Below are 22,993 nucleotides of genomic sequence, written 5' to 3'. Positions count from 1 at the left end.
TTAAGGATGAAAACATGCAGAAATTCAAAGTGCTTCAGCGACCTTTGCGCGTCTGAAAAGACGCGCGGCCTGTAGAACTAGATGCCCGCATACCACTCATAGCCCAAGTCTTCCCAGAAGCCGCCGCGTCCACGACCGAACGTCGAAAGATCCGCAACGACCTCGATGGCACTGATGTACTTCGCCATCTTGTAGCCGAGCTGCCGCTCGATGCGCACTCGAAGCGGCGCGCCATTGGCGACCGGAAGTGACCGTCCGTTCAATCCATAGGCAAGGATCGTCTGCGGATGGCGCGCATCGATGAGGTCGATCGATTCGTAGTAGGCCGTCGGTCCGGAAAGCCCGAGACCCATGCGATCGAAGCAATGGAAGACGACATAACGCGCTTCCGGTCTGATCTTGGCTTCATCAAGTACCTTGGCTAGCGGAACGCCCGACCATTTGGCGATGCAACTCCAGCCCTCGACACAGTCGTGGCGGGTGATCTGTGTCCGCGACGGCATGTTGCGCAATTCGGCCAATGTCAGGCTGAGCGGCTTTTCGACCAAACCGGTGACGCCGAGGCGGTATCCGGAAAAATCCTGCTGGAGGGCGATATACTCCGGGTCGGTCGGATCGGTCGAGCCGTTCGGCCGTTGTCCCTGGCGGATTTCGCTTTCGGCGAACTCAGGCGCCAGCCGGTCCGCGTCCATCAATAGCCGCTGTACCCGATAAGTCAGGCTGTTCGCCGATGCCAGGACATCACGGACCGGGCTTCTGTTTTGCAGGATTCCATCGAATGCATCACAACCTGCAAGAGGCAACGTCGAGGCGGCAATGCCGGCGGCGGTCAAAAAGCGCCTGCGATTGATCAGAAGCCGCGTCATTGCCCTGCCTCCTTGCGCTGCGCCTCGCTATCGATGCGGTAACGCCCTGTTATCATCGAGCGCAATTCGTTGATCGGCCCGGCGGCAAAAACCATGAAGATGTGTATGGCGAAGAAGCCCACGAGCAAAAGCATGACGACGAAGTGGATCGTGCGTGCCGTCTGTCGACCGGCAAAGACGTCGATCAACCATGGCCAGGCCGCGTCCATGCCCGGCGACATCGTCAGCCCCGTCAGGATCATCAACGGAAAAAAGACGAGCAAAACAGCGGCATAGGAGAGTTTCTGCAAGCCATTGTAGCTGCGGCCGTGATCGAATCGGAACCGCACGTGGTTGACGAAACTTCGTGGCAGGCCGCTGATATCGGAGGCCGATGGCAGGATGTCGCGCCACAGGTGCCCGTTGATCAGGCTCGCAACCAACCAGACAAGAAAGACGGTCGCAAAAAGCCACGCGAAGAAGAAATGTATCACCCGGCCCGTCGCCAGGTCTTGATAAGAAGGCACCGTTAGCCAGGCTGGAAATGCCCTGTAGTCACGCCGGTCTGCGGCGCCGCTGACCCCGAGAACACCCGTCGTGTCGACCCCCCGGCCGAGCAGCGTCGTCACGCCCCTGACCTCTCCATCTTGCGTCCGGGCGGCGCTGATGGACAGCACGCCGTTGTCGAAGGCAAAGCCCGATTGCTGCCCAAGATAAAGCGTCGGGTGGGCGTTGAAGATCTGCAGGCCACTCAGGAGCAGGAAGAACAATGCCAGTGCCCACAGCCAATGGGTCAGCCGCGTGGCAAGTCCGTGGCGGCGGATTATGAGTGCCTGCGAGATGTCCGTTTCCGGGGTGGTGCTGTTGATCGCCGCTGCCATCATGAAACCTCCGCGTTTCAAGTGGATACGTACGCCGTTGCGATAGAGTTTCATAAACACGTCTGCGCGCATCGTAGCACATGACGGTGAGGCCGCCGTGACTGCCTTGCAGCCATCCGATCTGCGGCGCACAGAGCGCATCACCGACACAAAGAAGCCTTGATATCAGCCCGAAAGAAACCGTCCATTAACCATTTGCGCGCAAATGTGGCTCCTAGTTTCGGACGTTGACCCATCAAGGATCGTTTATGTTCTCGCGCCCTTCTTTGATCGCTCGCGGCGCTGCCGCCTTCGCGCTCGCAGCAACCGTCGGCGTTGCTACGCCAGCCATTTCCGGTGGCAAGGACAAGGCTTTCTTCGAGAAAGTCTCCGGCCAGTGGAAGGGCCCCGGCGAGATCGTCGCCGGGAAATACAAGGGCACCAAGTTCACCTGCGATCTCGCCGGCGAACCGGTTGCCGGCAATGATGCCGGCATCAAGCTCGACGGCTTCTGCCGCGTCGGCGTGTTCAAGCAACCGATGTCGGCGCTGATCACCCAGAAGGGCGGCAGCTACACCGGAAAATTTCTCGACGGCGCTGATGGCAAGGGTCTCGACGTAGTCTCCGGCAACGTCGCCAAGGACAAGGTCGTCGTCGGCATCAACCGCAAGAAGCTGAACGGCGCGATGATCGCCCGGCTCCAGAACGACTCGACCATGAACATCACCATCTCGGTGAAGGTCGAGGATACAATGGTGCCGGTGATCGGCGTCAGTCTCAACCGCCAGCTCGACAACATCGCCGTCGGCTCGATCAAGTAGACGACAGTCCAGATTGCGGAGAAAAGCCCCGGCCAAACGCTGGGGCTTTTCTTTTTGTGCTACTCGAACTCAGGCCCCTGCCCGCCACCATCCCCTGTCTTCGTCCACCACCTCGATGCCGGTGACGTCGGCATCCGCCAGCCAGTCTTCGACCCGCCGTCCGTTCACACGCATGCCGGAGGCAAAGTCCGCAAGCGGCATCAGGACGAAACCGCGCGCAGTCATGCGCGGATGTGGTAGCTCCAGCTTGGTCTCGGTCTGGGACAGGTCGCCGAAGGTGAGGACATCGATGTCGATCGTGCGCGGGCCCCAGCGTTCGTCGCGCACCCGCTTCATCTGCCGCTCGATATCAAGGCAGGCGTCCAGCAATGTCTCCGGGCCGAGCAACGTTTCGACTTCGGCGCAGGCGTTGAAGAACCAGTCCTGATCGGTCTTGCCCCAGGGTGGTGTCCGATACAGACGCGAAACGGCCCGAACCGCGCAATCCGGCCTGGCATCGAGCATCTGCAATGCATCTGCCATGGCCCTTCTCGGCTCGCCCAGGTTTCCGCCAAGTCCCAAAGTTGCGATATGCCCGCTCATCTCAGGCGACGTGCTCGACCGTGACTTCGACATAATCGAGAATTCCGGGAACCGGTGCATTCGGCTTGCGGACGGAGACCTTGGCACGCCGGACCTGCGGAAAACGCACGCACAGGGTCTTTGCGACCTCGAGCGCCAGCGCCTCGATCAGATAGCGCCGCCGACCGGTGACGATGCGCTCGATTTCGGTAAAGGCGATGCCGTAATGCACGGTGTCGTCGATCGAATCATCGACCAGCGCCGAGCCTTGCTCCACTTCAAGCTCCGCATCGACGAAAAACCGTTGCCCGAGGAATTCTTCCTCGTCGAGAACGCCATGGCGCGCAAAGAAGGCACAGTTTTTCAGGGTGATCGTATAGGTCGCGCTCATGGTTTTCCGTCCCGTCAGCTCTTCTTTGCACCCAGCATAGCATCCGCCACCATCAGCGCATCCCTGCTGTTTGCGACATCATGTACGCGGAAAATGGCCGCACCCGCCATGCGTAGCAGGGCCGTGGTCGCCGCGGTGGCGGCATCGCGGTCCGCCGGCTCTCGTTCGGTGACAGCACCAAGGAACCGCTTGCGTGACGTGCCGACCAGAAAAGGCAGCTCGAAACGGTGCAATTCGGTAAACCGCGCCATCAGTTCGAGGTTCTCTTCCGTGTCCTTGGCAAAGCCGAAGCCCGGATCAAGCACGATCCGTTCGCGTTCGATGCCGGCTTCTGCCGCGATCTGCAGCGAGCGGTCTAGGAAATGGAACTGGTCGTCCACCACATCGGCAAGCTTCTGGCGATCGCGGCCTGTGTGCATGATGCAGAGCCCGGCGCCCGTCTGCGCAGCAACCCGCGCGATATCCGGTTCGCGCTGAAGGCCGTGCACGTCGTTGATGATGTGGGCGCCAGCGTCGACGGCAAGCCGTGCGGTCTCTGCCCTATAGGTATCGACTGAAATGAGCGCATCGGTGTCGCGCGCCAATGCCGCGATGACCGGAAAGATCCGGTTCTGTTCCTCTTTGGCACTCACGGGCGCTGCGTCCGGTCTGGTCGATTCACCGCCAACATCGAGGATCAGGGCGCCGTCGTCGATGCAGCGCTTGCCCTGGACAACGGCTGCTGCCGTATCCGTGAAACGACCGCCATCGGAGAAAGAGTCGGGGGTAACATTGATGATCGCCATCAAAACGCCACGCGGCCCCAGTTCGAGACTACGGCCATGCGCCAGCTTCCAATGAAAATTTTGAAATGGATTGTAAGTCATTTCCCCTCACGATGCGCCGCAGACAACCATTTCGATTTGCTGTTGCACCCACGCTGGCTATGCCCCAAGCTTGATTGAAGTTCAACTAAAGAGAACTACGCATTGATGTCTCGAGTACGCGTTCCGTTCAAAGCCGCCCTTCTTGCCCTTCTGGTTGCCATGCCCTTGGGCTCTGCGTCCGGCGAAACGGTGATAAACAAGAGCTTTTCCTATTTCTCGATCGGCGGCCGCACGGCGGCGGACCTCGACAAAGCTCTGTCCAAAGCCGGGCCGATGATGAAATCGACGGGCGCGCGCCATCCGGGCGCGACGCGGATCAAGTTTGGCGGCACGATCACCTACGTCAATCGCGGCGGACGCTGCGCGGTCGGCGTCGCCCGCGTCACGCTCAGCACGCGCATCATCCTGCCGCGCTGGAAATATCGCAAGCAGGCCAGCCGCGACCTCGCTCTGGTCTGGGATACGTTGTCGAGCGATATCAAGCGGCACGAGGAACGCCACGCCGAGATCGCCCGCAACCACGCCCGCGAGATGGAGAAGATGTTTCTGGCCCTGAGGCCGCAGGCGGACTGCGAACAGATGCAAGAAAGCGTCACACGCGCCAGTACCGAAGCGATCGCCGCTCACGACAAGGACCAGGCCCGGTTCGACCGGACGGAGGCGGCCAATTTCGACAAGCGCATAATCCGATTGCTGCAATACCGGCTGGATGCGCTGAAGAAAACGCAGCGCTAGACAGGTCGCTGTTCAACGGTCACGACCGACATAAGCATAGCCGGAATATACTTTGAGGCGACCTGTTCAACGAGTGCGCACCCACAGTATTTTATTGGTGAAATCTAGCGATAGCTACAGCTGAGCGACTCGCTTATATTCAGAATATGGAACGTGGGGGCGAATTGAAATCCAACCCTCCGTTGTCGAAAGGAATTTGGCGGACCATCATGGTCTTGCACGACGTATAAATATTGCCGTTACTTGAGTTCAGCAGTGTCGTTTCGTTTCTTTAAGCGCAAAGCTCGACGACGCAGCAAATACAGGTTCTCCTGGCGTGTCTTCATGCAGCAGATGTTCCCTCCCTCATCTGCGTGCGATGCGCCCTCCTAGCCTCGCTCGTCACACGACCAGCGAGGCGCTTTTTTGGCAAACATGACATCAATAGATCGATAGACTGAAGATGGGCGCCAACGGCCAGCGATCAGGCCTGGCGTTCGGGCACGTGCACGACGAGCCCGTCCAGCGCATCGCTGACCTTGATCTGACAGGAAAGCCGCGAGGTCGGACGGACATCATAGGCGAAATCCAGCATGTCCTCTTCCATCGCTTCCGGAGCGCCGACGACAGCCGTCCAGGCATCGTCGACATAGACATGACAGGTGGCACAGGCACAGGCCCCGCCACACTCCGCTTCGACACCCGGAACCGAATTGCGAACGGCGTTCTCCATGACGGTCGAGCCGTTCTCGACATCGAGTTCGTGGCGCGTGCCATCAAAGGCAACGATCGTAAGTTTTGTCATGTCACTTTCCGGAATAAGCTGATGGGACTGGCCGATTGCGCAAAGCCGCGCGGGGCGGCGGGCGCGAATTCAGGGAAAGTTCTTCCAACAATTCGGCCATCCAGTCAACAACAGCCGGCAGTTGCATCGCGGACGCGGCGTTTCAGCGCGGGCCGCGATGCACCTTTGTGGCTCGCTGCAATCAGCGGCAGAGCTTCAGGATAAACAGTTCAGCCTCAAGCACGCTCTCTGCAAGAACGTCGGGCAAAGCCGCATCGGTCGGACGCTGTTCGATCGCGCCGGCCGCAGCAGCGACGTCGACGGCGCCGACAGCGAGTGCGGCCCCCTTCAACTGATGGGCCGCCTGGGCACGTCCATTCACGTCGCCATCGGTGATTTCCTTCATCACCTTGCGTGCCTGACGGGCGAACAATTGCAGCACTTCGATTTCGAGCGCCTTGTCTCCCATTGTCTGCGCGGCAAGGTGGGCAAAATCGATGGGCTTCTTGCCGGAAAGAGAAGAGCTACCCGGAGTGTCGGGAGCTTCGAAGGCAATTCTGAGGGCCGCCATGAGCCAATTTCCCTATTGTTTGTATGCTGTTGGTCTTTATCCGACGCCGTCCCGCGACATTCGCGGTCCAATTGCCATGGGCGGCACGGACACCGTGACCGACGACGCCTGTTCACCAAGCTTCGTCGCCGGACGATCGCTACGGTTTGCGAGCTACCATCCTCCACGGGCGGGCGCTGCTATCGGCTTAAAACGGGGCGCAATATAGGCAGGAATCTGGGAAAATGGTTAACGCTCGTTAAACCTCCTGATTTCCTTGCCTTTTCCGACCTAAACCCCTTTGCCACATTAAGAATTCATTAGGATTTTAATGAAGCTGGAGTGCTCTTAATTGTAACAACCGGGCTAATGTGTCACTACGATACGGTTAGGAACGGGCTTGCGTACGAAAATGGCAACCGTTCCGGTGGATAAGCTGTGCGAGTGGTGCCCTCGAGGGTCAATTCCGACTATCCATCGAGGAAATGCAGTGGTGTTCAGTAGGGTATTGCGTAGATGTGATGCGCGTATCTTGCCGTCACCGCCCCGGTGAAGTCAGTGCCTGGCCGCAATCGCGGATCAAATGGACACGCTTCATCGCAGGCAAAAGGTAATGAGGCGTATCCCTATGGCGACGAAGAAGAGCAACGAGTCAATTGATGAAAAGGCCTTCCAGGCTCTGGAAGCGGCCCTTAAGATCGATTTTGACGAGCTTAAGTCGAGCCCTAACGACAAGACTTCCTTGGATAATCCGGAGGAAAATGTGTCTGACTCCACTAATCAGGCTGCTCAGCCCGATCACAGCCGAAATGCCAAGCCTCAGCAGGAAGCCCCCCGCGCCGCGCGAGCAAATGACGCCGCACGCGGGCTCGCTCCTGAACCTGCGCCAAAGTCGCCTCCCCTTTCTCCGGCAAACGACGATGGGCGCCGCTCTCCGGCTGCCATGTTGCGCGCCCTCGACGTTCGCTCGAACCGCGCCGCCATCCGTGTCGCAGCCCTCGTTTCGGTGATCTGGGCCGTGGCCGGCATCGGTGTCGCCAACCTGCTCTATGGCCCACAGATCTGGCAGATCCGCTCGCTGAGCGATCTCGCTGCCACCCCGGGTGCCGTCGGCGTCGCCATTGGCATCGCGCTGCCGATCATGCTCTTCTTCTCCTTCGCCATCATGATCGCCCGCGCGCAGGAACTGCGCAACGCCGCGCGCTCCATGGCCGAAGTGGCATTGCGCCTGGCCGAACCGGAAACTGCGGCCGCCGACCGGGTCATGACCGTCGGTCAGGCCGTTCGCCGCGAAGTCTCGGCGATGAACGAAGGCATCGAGCGCACGATTGCGCGCGCCACCGAACTCGAAACGCTGGTTCACTCCGAGGTGAATGCGCTCGAGCGCAGCTACAGCGAAAACGAACTGCGCGTGCGTACGCTGGTTCAGGAGCTGGGCCTTGAGCGCGAAGCCATCATCGGCCACTCCGAGCGCATCCGCTCGACCATCGCCGGTGCGCATGGCAAGCTGAAGGACGATCTCGACCAGGCCGGCGAAGACATCGCCTCGCGCATCGCCATCTCCGGCGAGGCTTTTGCCTCGCTGATCGACACGCGGGCAGCGGCACTCAGCGAAAAGTCCGACACGGCGCTGCAGAACATCAGCACCATGCTGTCGAACCGCACGGACTCGCTCCTTTCCGGCCTGACGGCAGCCGGCCTCGGCCTCAGCAGCGAATTCGACACCCGCCTCGACCAGCTGAGCGATACGCTGACAAAGCGCGGCGAGCAGCTGCTCGGCCAGTTCGAGACCCGCGCCTCCTCGCTCGATGCTAACACTGAAAAGCTGAATGCCGCGCTGAACGAGCGCGCCCGCCAGCTCAATGAAACGCTGATTGCCCGCACCCGCGACCTCAACGAAAGCCTGAGCGTCGGCCAGCAGGCAATTGCCGGCGGCCTCGAAGACGTGCTCGCGACGCTCAACGCCACCCTCGACGAAAAGGGTGCGCATTTCCGCCAGAGCCTGCGCTCCAGCGCCGACGATGCCATCATGGATCTCGATCTGCGCGGCGGATTCTTCGAAGAAAAGCTGCAGACGACAGTCGGCCACCTTGCCACCGCCTTCGACGAACGCTTCCACGAGTTCGCATCGGCCTTCGACAAGCGCGCCAGCTTGCTCGACACCAAGCTGATGGAAAGCCTGCACCGCATCAACGAGACCGTCAGTGGCGGTTCGGATGCCATCGGTGGCGCGCTCGACAGCAGCATCGAGAAGATCGGCTCGGCGCTTTCGGATCAGTCGCTCACACTCGCGACAGCACTCGGCGCCACCCACGACTTCATCGAGGAGACGATCGGCAGCCGCACGTCCGATCTCAGCAACCTGATCGGCGGAGCCCATAGCCGCATCGACAGCGTTCTTTCCGAAAAGACCAGCAGCCTGATGGGCGCCTTGTCCGAGGCTCAGGATCGCATCGAGAACGGCTTTGGCCAGCGCGCAGATGCGCTTGCAAATGCACTGACATCAAGCGAACAGCGCCTGACCGAGGGCCTCGACACCCGCACGGCACAGTTCGTCGATGGCCTGCACGCGGCCCATGCCCGCATCGAGCAGACGCTGACCGGCTCGACCGACGAGATCACCAGCGCCATCGCGGCAAGCCAGCACCGCCTCGACAACACCCTGTCCGAGCGCACCCTTGCCCTTTCGACCGTGCTTTCGACCGGAACGGACGCGATCGAAGGTGCCGTCGGCGAAACGGCCGACCGGCTGGAGCGTGTTCTTTCGGAACGCAGCCAGGCGATTGCAGAAACCCTTTCGACCCAGACATCGGCACTCGACGGCGTTCTCGCCGATCGCTCCGCCCACATCACCTCGACGATGACGGCCCGCGCCAACGAAATGGCAGATTCCCTGAGCCGTCATGCCGAAGACGTCGCCGACAACCTCACCTTCCGCGCCACGGCCGTTGCCGAGACGATGACCGACCGTGTCGGTGAAATCGAACAGAAGCTTTCGGACAGCGTATCCCTCGTTGCCGAAAACCTCGGTGGCCGCGTCAGCCAGATCTCCGACACTCTTACCAACACCAGCGCTCGCATTGCCGAAGACCTCAGCGGCCGCGTGGGCAAGATCTCGGACGTCCTGACGGCCACCAGCGCCCAGATCGCCGAGGCGCTGACCGCGCGCACCACCGAGGCGACAGCCTCGCTCGCCGGCAAGGCGACGGAAATCGAACAGACGCTGACCGGCCGCGCCGAGCACCTGCGCGAAACACTCTCCTCGACCCACGAGCAGATTCGAGCCACGCTCGACGACCGGATCAACGCAATCAACCTCGCCGTCGACCAGGGCCGCGACCAGCTGGAAGGCATGTTGTCCGACCAGTCCGTGTCGATCGCCACCAGCCTTGCCACCAGCGCCAGCATGCTCGAAATGTCGCTCGAAGAGCGCCAAGCGGCACTTGCCGGCATCATCGACCGCAGCGGCGAAACGCTGGAAGCCCGCATGCGCTCGACGACCGGCAACATTGCCGAGCGCCTGGCGGAAACGGCCGGCCAGATCAGCCTCGCCGCCGACACGCTGACCAACCGCGTCGACATGTCGATCAACGGCCTCAACGACCGCCTTGACGACACCGGTCTGCGCATCGAGACAAGCCTTGGCGCGCTTGAAGAGCGCATGCGCGACAGTGCCGAAAATGTCGGTTCGATTGCCGATGCGGCGGGTGTTCGTGTCGAGACCCGTCTTGGCTCGCTCGAAGACCGTATGCGCGGCAGCGTCGATAATGTCAGCACGATCGTCGATGACACGGCCGCCCGCATCGAGACCCGTCTGGGTTCGCTCGAGGGGCGGATGCACGGGAGCGTCGATAAGGTCAGCGTCATCGTCGATGAAACCAGCAGCCTCATCGAATCTCGCCTCGGAACTTTGGAAGACCGCATCCGCGGCAGCGTCGGCAATGTCAACGCAATCGTCGACGACACCGGTATCCGCATCGAGGCCAGCATTGGCACCCTGGAGGATCGTATCCGCGACAGCGTCGGAAGCGTCAATGCCATCGTCGACGATACCGGCGCCAAGATCGAAACAAGTCTCGGTTCTCTGGAAAGCCGTATTCGAGGCAGTGTCGGCAGCGTCAATGCCTTGGTCGATGACACCGGTCTGCGCCTGGAAACGAGCCTCGGCTCGCTGGAGGATCGCGTCCGCGATAGCGTCGACAGTGTCAACGCTATCGTTGACAACGCCGGCCAGCGCATCGCCGACAGCCTCGGTGAGCGTTCCGGCGAGATCGACCGCGTCAGCGAGGAAGCCGCAAGCCGCATCTCCAGCGCCATCAATGCCGGTACGGACCGCATTGAAGAGCGCCTCGGCACCATGGACCGCGCCCTCAACATCGGCCTCGAAAACGTCAACCGCACGATCGAAGGCAAGGCTGCGGTGCTTGTCACCAGCCTGCGCGGCGCCGTCAGCGAAGCGACGCAGGAGATCGACGCCGAGGCCGGCCGGATCGAAGGCAAGACCGCGGACCTCATCAGCAACCTTCGCGGCGCAGTCGGCGATGTGGTCCAGGAACTCGACACCGAAGCCGCCCGCATCGGAGGCAAGGCTGCCGGTCTCGTCACCAGCCTTCGCGGTGCAGTCGGCGATGTTGCCCAGGAACTCGACACCGAAGCCGCCCGCATCGAAGGCAAGGCTGCCGGTCTCGTCACCAGCCTTCGCGGTGCAGTCGGCGATGTTGCCCAGGAACTTGACACTGAAGCCGCCCGCATCGAGGGCAAGGCTGCCGGTCTCGTCACCAGCCTTCGCGGCGCAGTCGGCGATGTTGCCCAGGAACTCGACACCGAAGCCGCCCGCATCGAGGGCAAGGCTGCCGGTCTCGTCACCAGCCTTCGCAGCGCGGTTAGCGAAGCAGCGCAGGACCTCGACGCGGAAGCGGCCCGTTCCGCCGGCCTTCTTTCCAAGGCTGGTCAGGACTTCGCCAATGTGCTGGCGGCCCGCAACGCCGACTTCGCAAATGCCATTGAGCAGACCGCCTCGACAACGGCCGCACGCCATGCCGAACTCGCCCGCTCGGTCGCCGATGCCTCTGACACCGCCACTGCACGCCTTGCCGCCACGCATGGCCAGGTTGCCAGCCACGCCCAGAACATCCAGCAGGGCTTGGCAGATGCCGAAAAGGCACTGGAAGCCCGTGGTGAGGCGATCCGCAGCACGCTCGACGATCGGACCCGCGAACTCAACTCGATGCTCGCCGGCCGCTCTATGGAACTGTCGCGCATCATCGACGAGCAGGCACGCCCGGTCATCGATCAATATGCCGCAACCGGCCGTGAGGCTGCCGAGCGCATCGCCAGCCTGACGAAGGACAGCACCGATCGCCTGCGCGCGGAAAATGCCGCATTGGTCAATGCCATTACCGAACGCACCGGCGAGACGCTCAACGCCATCTCGCTGCGCGCCGAGGAAACGGCAAAGGCGATGAAGATGGTCGAGAACCGTCTGCAGTCGACGGCCCTCGGCCTGATCGACCAGCTCGCCGCCAACAACACGGCGATCGCAACTGTCATCGACCAGGCAAGCGACAATCTCGGCGACATGGACCAGCGGCTGGAGGCTACGGCCACCCGATTCTCCGAAACCACGCGCCAGGCTTCCGACATGCTGTCGACCTCTACGCGCCTCATCGAAGGCAAGGTCGACAAGCTCTCGGACATCTCGGCCTCTACCCTGTCGCAGATCGGCGGCATCGTCGGCCGCTTCGAGGATCACTCCAAGGTGCTCGGCCAGGCCTCGGACCTGTTGGGCGCCGCCCAGTCGAACCTCGTCAGCACACTCGAGGAACGCCAGGATGCCTTGCGCACCCTGTCGGTCGGCCTCGTCCAGCGCTCGGAAGAAATCGAACGCACCATGCGTGCACTCGAAGGCTTCGTCGATGGTGCCTTCCAGCGTGCCGAAGAGCGCTCAGGTCTGGTTGCTGGTAATCTGCGTAGCGGCATCCAGCAATCCTTCTCGGATGTCGGCCGCCTGCTGTCGAGCACCGAACAGCGTGCAGCCGAAGCCGCCGAATCCATGCGCAATGCGCTGGCCCAGGCCGGCGACGAGGCTGGTGCCTCGGTCGAGGCAGTCTTCTCCCGCGCCGAAGAACGGTCGCGCCAGATTGCCGATACGCTGCGCTCCGGCGTCGAGACCTCGTTCGCCGACGTCAACAAGACGCTCTCGGCGGTCGAGGGCCGCGCGCTCGGCGCCTCCGAGGCGCTCCGCCAGGCGATCGCCAAGGTGGGCGAAGATGCGGGTTCCTCAATCGAGGGTGCATTCGCAACCGCCGAGGAACGCTCCAAGGAAGTGGCGTCCCGCCTGCGCGGCAGCGTCGCGTCGTCTGTCTCCGACGTCGAGCGCATGCTTAGCGAAAGTGGCAAGAAGTCCGACGGCGTCGCAATCCAGCTGCGCGACGCCGTTCGCGTGGCGATCGACGACGCCATCGGCCGCTTCAGCGGTGCGACCGACGATATCCGCCGCTCGGCCGGCGAGATCCGCAAGGAACTCGATATGACCCGCGAAGAGCTGAAGCGCAGCGCCTTCGACCTGCCCGAGGAAGCCAAGGAAAACGCCGCCGTCATGCGTCGTGCCGTGGCCGAGCAGATCAAGGCCCTGCAGGAGCTGTCGGAAATCATCGGCAAGTCCTCGACGCAGCTCGAAGTCGCCCAGCCGCTGCGCCAGCAGCCGGTTGCTGCCGCTGCTGTGGCTGCAGCGCCTGTCGCCCGTCCGGTCCAGCAGCCGGTCGCAGAGCCGCGTCGCCAGGATCCGGCGCCTGCCCTGCGCGGCAGCCTCGGCATCGAACAGGCGACCGTCCAGCAGCCTGCCCCGGCCCAGCCGGAAACGCAGGCCGTCACCAGCGAAGTCGCAGAAGGCGGTGGCTGGATGCGAGACCTGCTGCGTGCCGCGTCGCGGGAAGAAGCGCCGGCAGCCGCACCGCAGCGCCCGGCAGAAAGCCAGCCGGTTGCCCGCAGCGGCGATAACCGCAACCCGCGCCACGTGGTGGAATCGCTGAACTCGCTTTCGGTCGATATCGCCCGGGCCATCGACCACGACGCATCGGTCGACCTGTGGCGCCGCTACCAGCGCGGCGAGCGCGACGTCTTCACCCGCCGGCTCTATACGCTGAAGGGCCAGCAGACCTTCGACGAGATCAAGCGCAAGTACGACCGCGAGCCGGAATTCCGCACCGCCGTCGATCGCTACATCGCCGACTTCGAAAAGCTGCTCGCCGATGTCGCACGCAACGATCCGGACAAGCGCATCACCCAGACCTACCTTACATCCGACACGGGCAAGGTCTACACGATGCTCGCCCACGCCGCCGGCCGCTTCAACTAAGAGGCAGCCCGACCGGCAAGATTTGACGGCCCCATCGCAAGGTGGGGCCGTTTTCACATGTGTCGTCCACAGCGGAAGCGCGCAACAGGTTCGCGTCCGCATCGAGGGCTTCGAGATGTTCTGCATCGACCCAGTGTGACCCACGGCGCGATGACGGTCGTTGTGTGCCTTACCCAGATACCGCATTGTATCCGGATACCACACTGTCGAACCCAAAATCCCTGCCGCATCATCACCGCCGATCTTCCCCAACCACCCGGTGCCGTCGGGCGCCGAGGATCGACATTGAAAAGTGGCGCGTCGGTGCCAGCACAGTGCCGTTGGCGGCGGCACAGTGCCCTAAGTTCAAGGATGCGCGGCATCGCCAATGTTACGGCGCAAGCACGCCCCAGGAGCGGAAGCCGCTTCACTAGTCCCATTTGAATGGCAGAGTTACTCCACGCGCGTTGCGCGCCAACGTGGGCAGCTTACCGGCGGCTACCTACGGCAAACTGCCGTACTACATCACCGCCGATGCTGCCGAGGTGGCGGAGTACCAAGCACCCAACGGATGACCCTTTCATAGCGTCGGCTGGCCGACGCCATTGTCCACAAGAGTATCCCGCAGCCAATCTTGGCGGTGTGGGCCGGAGTGCAGGAGAACGGCGTTTGCCGCACCGTCGACCACAATCGAGAAAGGCGCGGTTCGAGCTTGGAAAAGCCCGGGCATGTTCGTCGCATGATCAGCAAACGCTGACCAGAAGACAGCAGACATGCCTAGCATTCTAAAATTCTGCCCAGGCCCAGGCGGACGCCCTGCCAGGTTCCGCAGTGGTATGTATCCACACCTTAACTATCTCCTGCGGAAGCTGCCGCGAGCATCTCATGCATCTGGCATTAGCCCGACGCGACAGATGTCGCGGTTCACTCCTCATGACGAGAACGACCTGGCGGCCACCACCATAGTAGCTACGCGGCATTGCGTTGCATCAGCGCGTTTGAGTGCATTCCGGCGGCAGCCGGCACATACCCCCAAAGGCGCTTATTTCGGGAAGTAGCAGCGATCCGACCCACTGGTCCGACGCAACCAATCGCGCCACGGTTCGACAACACGAGACAAGGCTCGGATACCCCATCACCGCATTGACACCAGGTTGCTCTTTCCCGTCCAGGCAGAGCCACCTCATGCGCATTTCGCACCGTCGAACGAAAACAACACCGCGCAAAACAAAAGGCCCCGGACAAACCGGGGCCTTTCTAAGGTTTCGATCAAGCTGGCGAAGCCAGTCTGCGATCAATGTTCCTTGTTGGCGTAAACCGACTTCTTGGTCAGGTAGACGAGACCGGTGAAGATCAGCAGGAACACCATGACCATGAAGCCGGTGCGCTTGCGGTCTTCCAGGTGCGGCTCGGCTGCCCACATCAGGAAGGCCGAAACGTCCTTGGCATACTGGTCCACCGTCTGCGGCGTGCCATCCTCGTAGGTAACCTGATCGTTGGAGATCGGCTGGGCCATCGCCAGCGCAGAAGCGTTGGCGAAGTAAGGGTTGTAGTGCGTGCCTTCGGCGACCTGAACGCCTTCCGGCGGCTCATGGTAACCGGTCAGCAGCGCGTGGATATAATCCGGGCCACCTTCCTGGTAAGGCCAGAACATATCGAAGACGAACTGCGGGAAGCCGCGTTCGATGCCGCGCGCCTTGGCGATCAGCGAGAAGTCCGGCGGTGCAGCCCCGTTGTTGGAAGCAGCAGCTGCTTCCTTGTTCGGGTACGGCGACGGGAAGTGATCCGCAGGCACGGCCTTGCGGGTGTACATTTCGCCGTCAGCGTTCGGGCCGTCCTGAACTTCGTAGTTCGCGGCGAAGGCCTTCACCTGTGCGTCGGAATAGCCGAGGCCTTCGAGCGTACGGAATGCCACCAGATTCATCGAGTGGCAGGCCGAACAGACTTCGGTGTAGATCTTCAGGCCACGCTGCAGCTGACCCTTGTCGTAGTTGCCGAACGGGCCGGCAAACGACCAGTCCTGCTGCTCAGGCTTGTGGATCGGATAGTGGGGCGTGCCGCCGCCATGCTCCGCGCCACCTGCCGCCTCTTCAGCGACAGCAGCTCCGAGACCGAGGCCAGCGACGACAGCAAGTGACAGAATGCCTGTTACAAGCTTTTTCATTGTTGTGGGTTCCTTATCAATCGCTGTTCTGATCAGGCACGTGCGGTGGCCGGCTGTGCCTTCGCATTCTTCTTCTCAAGCACCGCCTCGGTGATGGAATTCGGAATGCGCTTCGGCGTTTCGATCAGGCCGAGGACCGGCATGATGACGAGGAAGAAACCGAAGTAGTACAGAGTGCCGATCTGCGACATGACAACGTACAGGCCTTCCGCAGGGCGCGAACCCAGCCAGCCGAGCAGGATGGCGTTGACCACGAAGATCCAGAAGAACAGCTTGTACCAGGGACGGTAGACAGCCGAACGCACCTTCGAGGTATCCAGCCATGGCAGGAAGAACAGGATGATGATCGAGCCGAACATCACCAGAACGCCACCGAGCTTGGAGTCGATCGGGCCGACATTGAAGGTGATGGCGCGCAGCATCGCGTAGAACGGCAAGTAGTACCATTCAGGAACGATGTGGGCAGGCGTCTTCAGAGCGTCAGCCGGAATGTAGTTGTCCGGATGGCCGAGGAAGTTTGGCTGGTAGAATACGAACCATGCATAGACCAGCAGGAACACGGAGACGCCGAGTGCGTCCTTCAAGGTCGCGTAGGGCGTGAAGGGAACGGTATCGGTCTTCGACTTCACTTCGACGCCGGTCGGGTTGGTCTGGCCGGTGACGTGCAGGGCCCAGACGTGAAGCACGACAACGCCGGCGATCATGAAGGGCAGCAGGTAGTGCAGCGAGAAGAAGCGGTTCAGGGTCGGCTGGTCAACGGCAAAGCCGCCAAGCAGGAACTGCTGGATCCACTCACCCACCAAGGGGAAGGCCGAGAAGAAGCCGGTGATAACGGTCGCGCCCCAGAAGGACATCTGACCCCAGGGCAGAACGTAGCCCATGAAGCCGGCAGCCATCATCAGGAGGTAGATGACCACGCCGAGGATCCAGAGGATTTCGCGCGGTGCCTTGTACGAGCCGTAATAGAGGCCACGGGCGATGTGTAGGTAGACGGCGATGAAGAAGAATGATGCGCCGTTGGCGTGCATGTAGCGCAGCAGCCAACCGTGGTTGACGTCGCGCATGATCTTTTCGACCGAGTTGAACGCAACGGTCGTGTCGGAGGCATAGTGCATGGCCAGCACAATACCGGTCAGGATCTGCACGATCAGCATCACGGAAAGCATGGCGCCAAAGGTATATGCGTAGTTCAGGTTCCGGGGAACCGGATAGCTGATGAAGCTGTCGTGAATCATACGCGGCAGCGGAAGACGGGAATCAACCCATTTCTCAATGCCAGTCGTTGGCGTGTAGGTTGAATGTTCAGCACTCATTATCAGTAGTCCCCTCAACCGATCTTGATAACTGTGTCGGAAACGAACGAGAAGGTCGGCACGGCGAGGTTCTCCGGCGCCGGACCTTTACGGATTCGGCCGGCCGTATCGTAGTGGGAACCATGGCAGGGACAGAACCAGCCACCGAAATCACCGGCCTGACCAAGCGGCACGCAGCCGAGATGGGTACAGGAGCCGATCATCACGATCCAGTTTTCCTTGCCTTCGCCGGCGGAGCGATCGAGATCGTTCGCCTCGGCGTCGGTCGGAAGGTTGGCGTTGCGCGCAACCGGATCCTTGAGGTCGGCAAGAGCGACCGCCTTGGCCTCTTCCACTTCCTTCTCAGTGCGGTTGCGGATGAAGATCGGCTTGCCGCGCCATTTGGCCGTCAGCGACATGCCGGCCTGCAGGCTCGACACATCGACCTCGATCGAGGCGAGAGCAAGCGTCGAAGCATCCGGACGCATCTGGTCGATGAATGGCCAAGCGACCGCGCCGGCGCCGACGACGCCCGCCATGCCGGTGGCCAGGTAAAGGAAATCGCGGCGAGTGGGCTCGCCCGAGGTCTCGCTTGAAATGTCGTGTTCGCTCACGGCTAAACCATCCTCTCACGCAATGTTGCGGAAACCGCATCCGCCCAGCGAGATCCCTGCCCTTGCGGTTTCACCTAGGTCAAGGAAGCACGCCCAATCAATGTGCTGACACCTTAGCCGGTTTGCTGTTGCAAACACGTTATCGGGCGTCAGAATCCGAAAAGTGCTGCGCGCACACGGCTCGCAGATTCCCCGTCAATCCGGCGCGTTCTATGCTTGATCGCAAATTATGTCCAGCCTTGACAAGGGTGGGTGGGCAGATTGTCGCGGGGAAAAGCGCGGCCAATTGGCACAAGGACTTGACGGTCGTCATTGCAGTTGGCCGGCGGCCGTTCGAAGGGTGGAGAAAAGGCGACGAGGCCGCCCTACTCTGCCGCTTCTTCGCGTGCCAGAAAGCCGCCGGATTGCCGCGACCAGAGGTCAGCGTAAAGACCGCCCCGAGCGATCAGTTCGGCGTGGGTTCCGTCCTCGACGATCCGGCCCTTATCCATGACGACGAGCCGATCGAGAGCGGCGATCGTCGACAATCGGTGTGCGATAGCAAGCACCGTTTTTCCTTGCATCAGCCGGTCGAGATTGGACTGGATTGCCGCCTCGACTTCGGAATCGAGCGCCGACGTCGCCTCGTCGAGAACGAGGATCGGCGCATCCTTGAGCATGACGCGGGCAATCGCGATACGCTGCCTCTGCCCGCCAGAAAGCTTGACGCCGCGTTCACCGACATGGGCATCGAAACTCCTGCGGCCGCGCTGGTCCTGGAGATCGAGAATGAACTCGTAGGCCTCGGCCCTCTCGGCTGCGATGATCAATTGCTTGTCGGTTGCATCCGGGTGGCCGAAAAGGATGTTGTCCCGGATGGAGCGGTGCAGCAGCGAGGTGTCCTGGCTGACCATGCCGACCTGTGCGCGCAGCGATTCCTGCTTCACCGTCGAAATGTCCTGCCCATCGATCAGGATGCGCCCGCCCTCGAGGTCGTAGAAGCGCAACAGCAGGTTAACGAGCGTTGACTTACCGGCGCCCGAACGGCCGACGATCCCGACCTTTTCGCCTGGACGGATCACGAGCGAGAAGTCGTCGATGACGCCGGCACTCTTGCCGTAATGGAACTTCACATGCTCGAAACGGATTTCCGGCTCGCTGACCGACAACTCCTTGGCATCCGGTTTGTCCACAAGACCGATCGCCTGGGAGACGAGCTCGGCCGAATTCTGGATCGTGCCGATGTTGCGCATGATCGAGTTGAACTGCGTCATCATCCGGCCGAGCAGCATGTTGAGTCGCAGCACCAGCGCCAGCGTGAAGGCAACCGCACCCGAACTGATCGCACCGCCAAGCCAGAGGTGGATGGCATAGACGGCGATGGCCGCGATCATCATGCCCGAAAGCAGCGCAAGCGAGGCACGCACGGCCGTCAGTAGCCGCGTGAAGGGGATCACCGCCCGCTGGAAGCGATCGAAGCCGGCGCGGATATAGCGGTCGTTCTCGTCGTCGCGACCGAACAGTTTCAATGTCTGGATGTTCGAATAGGCATCAACCATCCGCCCGTTCAGCATCGAGGCCATTTCAGCCGTATCGCGCGCGTGCTTGCGGATGCGCGGAACGAAGTAGCGCGCCAGCGCCAGGAAGAGGACGATCCAGAACGCGACCATTGCCGCCAGCCGCCAGTCGAGCTGGGCGATGAGCGCCATGGTCGAGGCGGTATAGATGACGATGAACCAGACGACCTGCAGCAGCGAGACGATCAGATCGCTGGTCGCCTGCGCGCCGGACCAGACTTTCGTCACGATCCGGCCGGAAAAATCGTTCTGGAAGAAGGAAAGCGATTGCCGAGCGACGTGGGTGTAGGTTTGCCAGCGCACGAGATTGAGGAAGCCGGTGATGATCGACTGCTCCTCGACGAGGGCTGCCAGCGACACCGCGACGAAGCGGAACACCAGCACCGTCAGCAACATGAACAGAAGCTCTGGCCCGTTGGCGGAAATTAGCCCGCTCCAGCCCGCTTCGGGCTTCACAGTGTCGAGCAGATCGACCAGCCGTCCGACGAAGTAGAAGAGCCCCGCCTCCAGCATGGCGACAAGGCCCCCGAGGATGGCCATCGCCAGAAACGGCCCTTTGGCCTGGCGGGCGTAGAACCAGGCAAAACCCCACAGCGATTTCGGCGGCTGCAATCGCTCGCGCGGCGCAAACGGCTTGATCCAGTTCTCAAAGATGCTGACGATGGCGCTGAGCATGTTTCCGATATAGGCGGTTCGGCGGCAACAGCAATCGGTTTCCACCATCGGGCGCATTACAAATGCGTTAGGTGACGTGGCAAAACCCCGCCGCCCGCATGGGCGGCAGGGTCACAGCGGATCACTCCGCCGCTTCTTCCTTCTCGGTATCGTCGGCGATGAAGCCGCCCGACTGGCGTGACCAGAGGTCGGCGTAAAGGCCGCCCTTGGCCACGAGTTCGGCATGCGAACCGGTTTCGACGATCCGCCCGGCCTCGAGGATGACCAGGCGGTCCATTTCCGTCAGCGTCGACAGGCGGTGGGCGATCGCGATCACCGTCTTGCCAGCCATCAGCGCGAACAGGTTCTCCTGGATCGCCTGCTCGACTTCGGAATCGAGCGCTGATGTCGCTTCGTCGAGGACGAGGATCGGCGCGTCCTTGAGGAAGACGCGGGCGATCGCGATACGCTGGCGCTGGCCGCCGGAGAGCTTGACGCCCCGTTCGCCGACCTGGGCGTCGAGCCCCTTGCGCCCCTGGTTGTCCTCGAGCGCCTGGATGAACTCCCAGGCATTCGCCCGCTTCGCAGCCGCGGTGATCGCCTCGTCGTCGGCTTCCGGGTGTCCATAGGCGATGTTGTCGCGAATGGAGCGGTGCAGCAGCGAGGTATCCTGCGTGACGACGCCAATCTGGGCGCGCAGGCTATCCTGGGTGACGGTGGCGATATCCTTGCCGTCGATCCGGATTGCGCCTGACTCCACGTCGTAGAACCGCAATAGCAGGTTCATCAGCGTCGTCTTGCCGGCACCCGAGCGTCCGACCAGGCCGATCTTCTCGCCCGGCTTGATGTCGAGCGACAGGTGATCGATGACGCCCTTTGCCTTGCCGTAGTGGAAGCGGACGTTGTCGTAGGTGATCGCACCCTTTTCCGCCTTCAGCGCCTTGGCATCCGGTTCGTCGACGATGTCGTGCGCCTTGGTCATCATGCCGATACCGTCATAGACAGTGCCAATGTTCTCGAACAGCGCCGAGACTTCCCACATGATCCATTGCGACATGCCGTTGATGCGCATGGCCAGACCAACGGCGATCGCGATCGCGCCGACCGAGATGGCACTTGTCAGCCACAGGTGAATGCCGAGCGCGCTGATTGCAAACAGCGCGATGCTGTTGTTGGCGTAGACCAGCACGTGGAACAGCGTCACCTTGCGCATCTGGCGATGCACCGTGTCGAGGAAGCCGTCCATGCCGGCGCGCGCATACGTTTCCTCGCGGCCTGCATGCGAGAACAGCTTGACCGTGCCGATGTTGGTGTAGCTGTCGACGATACGGCCCGTCATCATCGATCGCGCGTCCGCCTGCTCCTTGGAAATCTTCTGCAACCGCGGCACGAAATAGGTAACGATGCAGATGTAGATCACCAGCCAGACGGCGAGTGGCGTCACCAGCCGCCAGTCGGCAGCGGCAACGACGATCAGCATCGTGACGAAATAGCTGACGACATAGACGAAGACGTCGAGGATCTTCATCACCGTTTCGCGAACCGCAAGCGAGGTCTGCATGACCTTGGTCGCCACGCGGCCGGCGAACTCGTTGGCGAAGAACGTCATGCTCTGGCGCAGCAGATAGCGGTGCATCTGCCAGCGGGCGATCATCGGGTAATTGCCGAGCAGCACCTGGTGCATGATGAACGAATCGATCGCCACCAGCAGCGGCAGGCCGATCAGAACCAGGCCGCCCATCCAGATCAGCCGGTGACCTTCCGCCTGCAGGAAGGTGTCGCGATTGGCACTCGACAGCCAGTCGACCATGTTTCCGAGAAACTGGAACAGCGCCACTTCGCCGATGGCGATGAGCATGGTGCAGACCGACATGATGAGCAACCACGGAACTGCGGGCTTGGAATAGTGCCAGCAGAAGCCGAAAAGGCTCTTCGGCGGAAGCACGGGCTCTTCCGTCGGATAGGGATTGAGGCGGGATTCAAACCAGCCAAACATAGACTTGCTCCTTCAGAGTATTTTGAAGGAAGGCGGGAATTTGCCCCGCATTCTTTATCGTGAAAATTTCAGTCCGGAAATGCTGCCCGCCATAGCGGTTTGTCTTCCGGAGTTCCGGAAGCGCGCATCGATCTCTTGAAAGATAAGTCGCGGAACCGGTCAGGCCAAACGGTGGCCCATCACTCCTGGAAGGCGTGTCAACATCAATACAGTCATCATTGCCTCCGTCGGTTCGCGTTGAAGAGAGGTTCTCTCTACCCCTAATCGCGTCGACATGCCAGATTGTCGCAGGCACTTTCCTGCCTGTTTTTTCATCGTTCGGTCGGATGTTGCTCATTCGGCACAGATTAGACACCGCGAAATCAAACGGAAACGACACATGGCAGGCGCGTCCGGCATTGGTAGGAGACGCATATGAACGCATCATCGACGCCCCCTCCCGAATTGAAAGGACAAGGTTTCCATCTGAGGCGGCCGCAAGGGGGCGACGTCGAGGCGCGACTGGCGCTCGGGCGGGATCCCGAGATCCACCGCATGTTCGGTGGCAGCGCCACCTTCGCCCGCGCTTTCGGACAAGCGGATGCAGAAGCGTGGGTGCAACACCTCGTCGAGCATCCAGCTGCCTGGATCATCGATCGCAACGGGCCAATTGGCGAAGTCAGGCTCGACAATATCAACCGGGTCGACCGGCGCGCCTCCTTTGCCATCGGCATCTTCAATCCGAAATTGCTCGGCCAAGGGCTTGGCACTGCCGTCACCAAGCTTGTATTGGCGCATGCGTTCGGCGCGCTCGGCCTGCACCGTGTTTCGCTGCGCGTGCTTGCCTTCAACGAGCGCGCCATCGCCAGCTACCGCAAATGCGGCTTCTCGGTCGAGGGACGAGAGCGAGAGACGGCGCTGATCGACGACGCCTGGCACGACGACATCATGATGGGGATTCTGGCGCATGAATTCTCCGCCGCAAAAGACAAGTCGCAAGAAAAGTGAAC

At 61.4% G+C, this 22,993-nt stretch carries 17 protein-coding genes; 4 read left to right on the top strand and 13 right to left on the bottom strand.

The genetic code is table 11. From position 1 onward, the window contains the following. Positions 1 to 77: 77 nt before the first annotated feature. Positions 78 to 866: a molybdopterin-binding protein gene (locus ASD03_RS16530; RefSeq protein ID WP_025427185.1), complete on the bottom strand. Its 789-nt coding sequence runs from the start codon at positions 864 to 866 to the stop codon at positions 78 to 80. Then, entirely contained in the window at positions 863 to 1,726 is an 864-nt protein-coding gene (locus tag ASD03_RS16525; protein WP_162250506.1) for a cytochrome b/b6 domain-containing protein, read from the bottom strand. Before ASD03_RS16525 ends, ASD03_RS16530 begins: the two co-directional genes overlap by 4 nt. A gap of 248 nt (positions 1,727 to 1,974) precedes the next feature. Here ASD03_RS16525 and ASD03_RS16520 point away from each other — a divergent pair, with 248 nt between their 5' ends. Further along, positions 1,975 to 2,526, top strand: coding sequence for a hypothetical protein (locus ASD03_RS16520; protein ID WP_025427187.1), 552 nt, complete (start codon positions 1,975 to 1,977; stop codon positions 2,524 to 2,526). 69 nt (positions 2,527 to 2,595) lie between these two features. Here the strand turns inward: ASD03_RS16520 and folK are convergent, their stop codons facing one another. Genes folK through folP form a run of 3 tightly spaced genes read right to left on the bottom strand, consistent with a single transcriptional unit; the run spans position 2,596 to position 4,344 of the window. Then, on the bottom strand, positions 2,596 to 3,108 hold the full coding sequence (folK, locus tag ASD03_RS16515; protein WP_057214319.1) for a 2-amino-4-hydroxy-6-hydroxymethyldihydropteridine diphosphokinase: 513 nt from the start codon (positions 3,106 to 3,108) through the stop codon (positions 2,596 to 2,598). A gap of 1 nt (position 3,109) precedes the next feature. Next, the gene (folB, locus tag ASD03_RS16510; RefSeq protein WP_025427189.1) at positions 3,110 to 3,478 is read right to left on the bottom strand and encodes a dihydroneopterin aldolase; all 369 of its coding nucleotides are present in this window, start codon (positions 3,476 to 3,478) and stop codon (positions 3,110 to 3,112) included. 14 nt (positions 3,479 to 3,492) lie between these two features. Next, positions 3,493 to 4,344, bottom strand: a complete 852-nt coding sequence (gene folP, locus ASD03_RS16505; RefSeq protein ID WP_025427190.1) for a dihydropteroate synthase — start codon at positions 4,342 to 4,344, stop codon at positions 3,493 to 3,495. Positions 4,345 to 4,449: 105 nt separating this feature from the next. On the opposite strand from folP, the gene ASD03_RS16500 reads away from it, so the two are divergent. Further along, positions 4,450 to 5,079: a DUF922 domain-containing protein gene (locus ASD03_RS16500; protein WP_025427191.1), complete on the top strand. Its 630-nt coding sequence runs from the start codon at positions 4,450 to 4,452 to the stop codon at positions 5,077 to 5,079. 463 nt (positions 5,080 to 5,542) lie between these two features. Here the strand turns inward: ASD03_RS16500 and ASD03_RS16495 are convergent, their stop codons facing one another. Next, positions 5,543 to 5,863 carry a 2Fe-2S iron-sulfur cluster-binding protein gene (locus tag ASD03_RS16495; RefSeq protein ID WP_025427192.1) on the bottom strand — a complete coding sequence of 107 codons (321 nt, stop codon included), beginning with the start codon at positions 5,861 to 5,863 and terminating at the stop codon, positions 5,543 to 5,545. Positions 5,864 to 6,044: 181 nt separating this feature from the next. Next, positions 6,045 to 6,413 carry an Hpt domain-containing protein gene (locus tag ASD03_RS16490; protein WP_025427193.1) on the bottom strand — a complete coding sequence of 123 codons (369 nt, stop codon included), beginning with the start codon at positions 6,411 to 6,413 and terminating at the stop codon, positions 6,045 to 6,047. Between the two features lie 607 nt (positions 6,414 to 7,020). On the opposite strand from ASD03_RS16490, the gene ASD03_RS16485 reads away from it, so the two are divergent. Further along, the gene (locus ASD03_RS16485; protein ID WP_057214317.1) at positions 7,021 to 13,749 is read left to right on the top strand and encodes a kinesin; all 6,729 of its coding nucleotides are present in this window, start codon (positions 7,021 to 7,023) and stop codon (positions 13,747 to 13,749) included. A gap of 1,273 nt (positions 13,750 to 15,022) precedes the next feature. Here ASD03_RS16485 and ASD03_RS16475 read toward each other — a convergent pair. The 6 genes from ASD03_RS16475 to ASD03_RS39010 form a co-directional block, all read right to left on the bottom strand. Beyond that, positions 15,023 to 15,892, bottom strand: a complete 870-nt coding sequence (locus tag ASD03_RS16475; protein ID WP_025427195.1) for a cytochrome c1 — start codon at positions 15,890 to 15,892, stop codon at positions 15,023 to 15,025. Positions 15,893 to 15,924: 32 nt separating this feature from the next. Continuing rightward, complete coding sequence (locus ASD03_RS16470) at positions 15,925 to 17,205, bottom strand: cytochrome b/b6 (protein ID WP_025427196.1); 1,281 nt, start codon at positions 17,203 to 17,205, stop codon at positions 15,925 to 15,927. A 14-nt stretch (positions 17,206 to 17,219) separates the two neighbouring features. Further along, positions 17,220 to 17,798, bottom strand: coding sequence for a ubiquinol-cytochrome c reductase iron-sulfur subunit (petA, locus tag ASD03_RS16465; RefSeq protein WP_025427197.1), 579 nt, complete (start codon positions 17,796 to 17,798; stop codon positions 17,220 to 17,222). Between the two features lie 365 nt (positions 17,799 to 18,163). Further along, positions 18,164 to 20,029 carry an ABC transporter ATP-binding protein gene (locus ASD03_RS16460; protein WP_038576142.1) on the bottom strand — a complete coding sequence of 622 codons (1,866 nt, stop codon included), beginning with the start codon at positions 20,027 to 20,029 and terminating at the stop codon, positions 18,164 to 18,166. A 121-nt stretch (positions 20,030 to 20,150) separates the two neighbouring features. Continuing rightward, on the bottom strand, positions 20,151 to 22,004 hold the full coding sequence (locus ASD03_RS16455) for an ABC transporter ATP-binding protein (protein ID WP_025427199.1): 1,854 nt from the start codon (positions 22,002 to 22,004) through the stop codon (positions 20,151 to 20,153). Beyond that, on the bottom strand, positions 21,988 to 22,431 hold the full coding sequence (locus ASD03_RS39010; protein ID WP_144239149.1) for a hypothetical protein: 444 nt from the start codon (positions 22,429 to 22,431) through the stop codon (positions 21,988 to 21,990). The genes ASD03_RS16455 and ASD03_RS39010 overlap by 17 nt, the downstream gene beginning before the upstream one ends. Between ASD03_RS39010 and ASD03_RS16450 the strand changes: the two genes are divergently transcribed. Next, entirely contained in the window at positions 22,419 to 22,991 is a 573-nt protein-coding gene (locus ASD03_RS16450) for a GNAT family protein (protein WP_025427200.1), read from the top strand. The genes ASD03_RS39010 and ASD03_RS16450 overlap by 13 nt on opposite strands. The last annotated feature ends 2 nt before the right edge of the window (positions 22,992 to 22,993 follow it).

This window comes from Ensifer sp. Root127 (assembly GCF_001425225.1).
Lineage (GTDB): Bacteria > Pseudomonadota > Alphaproteobacteria > Rhizobiales > Rhizobiaceae > Ensifer > Ensifer canadensis.
Note: the sequence above shows the minus strand (reverse complement) of the source record. Positions and strands in the feature narration are given on the sequence as shown.

Coding starts and splice junctions, on each gene's coding strand:
- ASD03_RS16530 (WP_025427185.1), bottom strand. CDS start 866: ATGACGCGGCTTCTGATCAATCGCAGGCGCTTTTTGACCGCCGCCGGC.
- ASD03_RS16525 (WP_162250506.1), bottom strand. CDS start 1,726: ATGGCAGCGGCGATCAACAGCACCACCCCGGAAACGGACATCTCGCAG.
- ASD03_RS16520 (WP_025427187.1), top strand. CDS start 1,975: ATGTTCTCGCGCCCTTCTTTGATCGCTCGCGGCGCTGCCGCCTTCGCG.
- folK (WP_057214319.1), bottom strand. CDS start 3,108: ATGAGCGGGCATATCGCAACTTTGGGACTTGGCGGAAACCTGGGCGAG.
- folB (WP_025427189.1), bottom strand. CDS start 3,478: ATGAGCGCGACCTATACGATCACCCTGAAAAACTGTGCCTTCTTTGCG.
- folP (WP_025427190.1), bottom strand. CDS start 4,344: ATGACTTACAATCCATTTCAAAATTTTCATTGGAAGCTGGCGCATGGC.
- ASD03_RS16500 (WP_025427191.1), top strand. CDS start 4,450: ATGTCTCGAGTACGCGTTCCGTTCAAAGCCGCCCTTCTTGCCCTTCTG.
- ASD03_RS16495 (WP_025427192.1), bottom strand. CDS start 5,863: ATGACAAAACTTACGATCGTTGCCTTTGATGGCACGCGCCACGAACTC.
- ASD03_RS16490 (WP_025427193.1), bottom strand. CDS start 6,413: ATGGCGGCCCTCAGAATTGCCTTCGAAGCTCCCGACACTCCGGGTAGC.
- ASD03_RS16485 (WP_057214317.1), top strand. CDS start 7,021: ATGGCGACGAAGAAGAGCAACGAGTCAATTGATGAAAAGGCCTTCCAG.
- ASD03_RS16475 (WP_025427195.1), bottom strand. CDS start 15,892: ATGAAAAAGCTTGTAACAGGCATTCTGTCACTTGCTGTCGTCGCTGGC.
- ASD03_RS16470 (WP_025427196.1), bottom strand. CDS start 17,205: ATGAGTGCTGAACATTCAACCTACACGCCAACGACTGGCATTGAGAAA.
- ASD03_RS16460 (WP_038576142.1), bottom strand. CDS start 20,029: ATGCTCAGCGCCATCGTCAGCATCTTTGAGAACTGGATCAAGCCGTTT.
- ASD03_RS16455 (WP_025427199.1), bottom strand. CDS start 22,004: ATGTTTGGCTGGTTTGAATCCCGCCTCAATCCCTATCCGACGGAAGAG.
- ASD03_RS16450 (WP_025427200.1), top strand. CDS start 22,419: ATGAACGCATCATCGACGCCCCCTCCCGAATTGAAAGGACAAGGTTTC.
- ASD03_RS39010 (WP_144239149.1), bottom strand. CDS start 22,431: ATGATGCGTTCATATGCGTCTCCTACCAATGCCGGACGCGCCTGCCAT.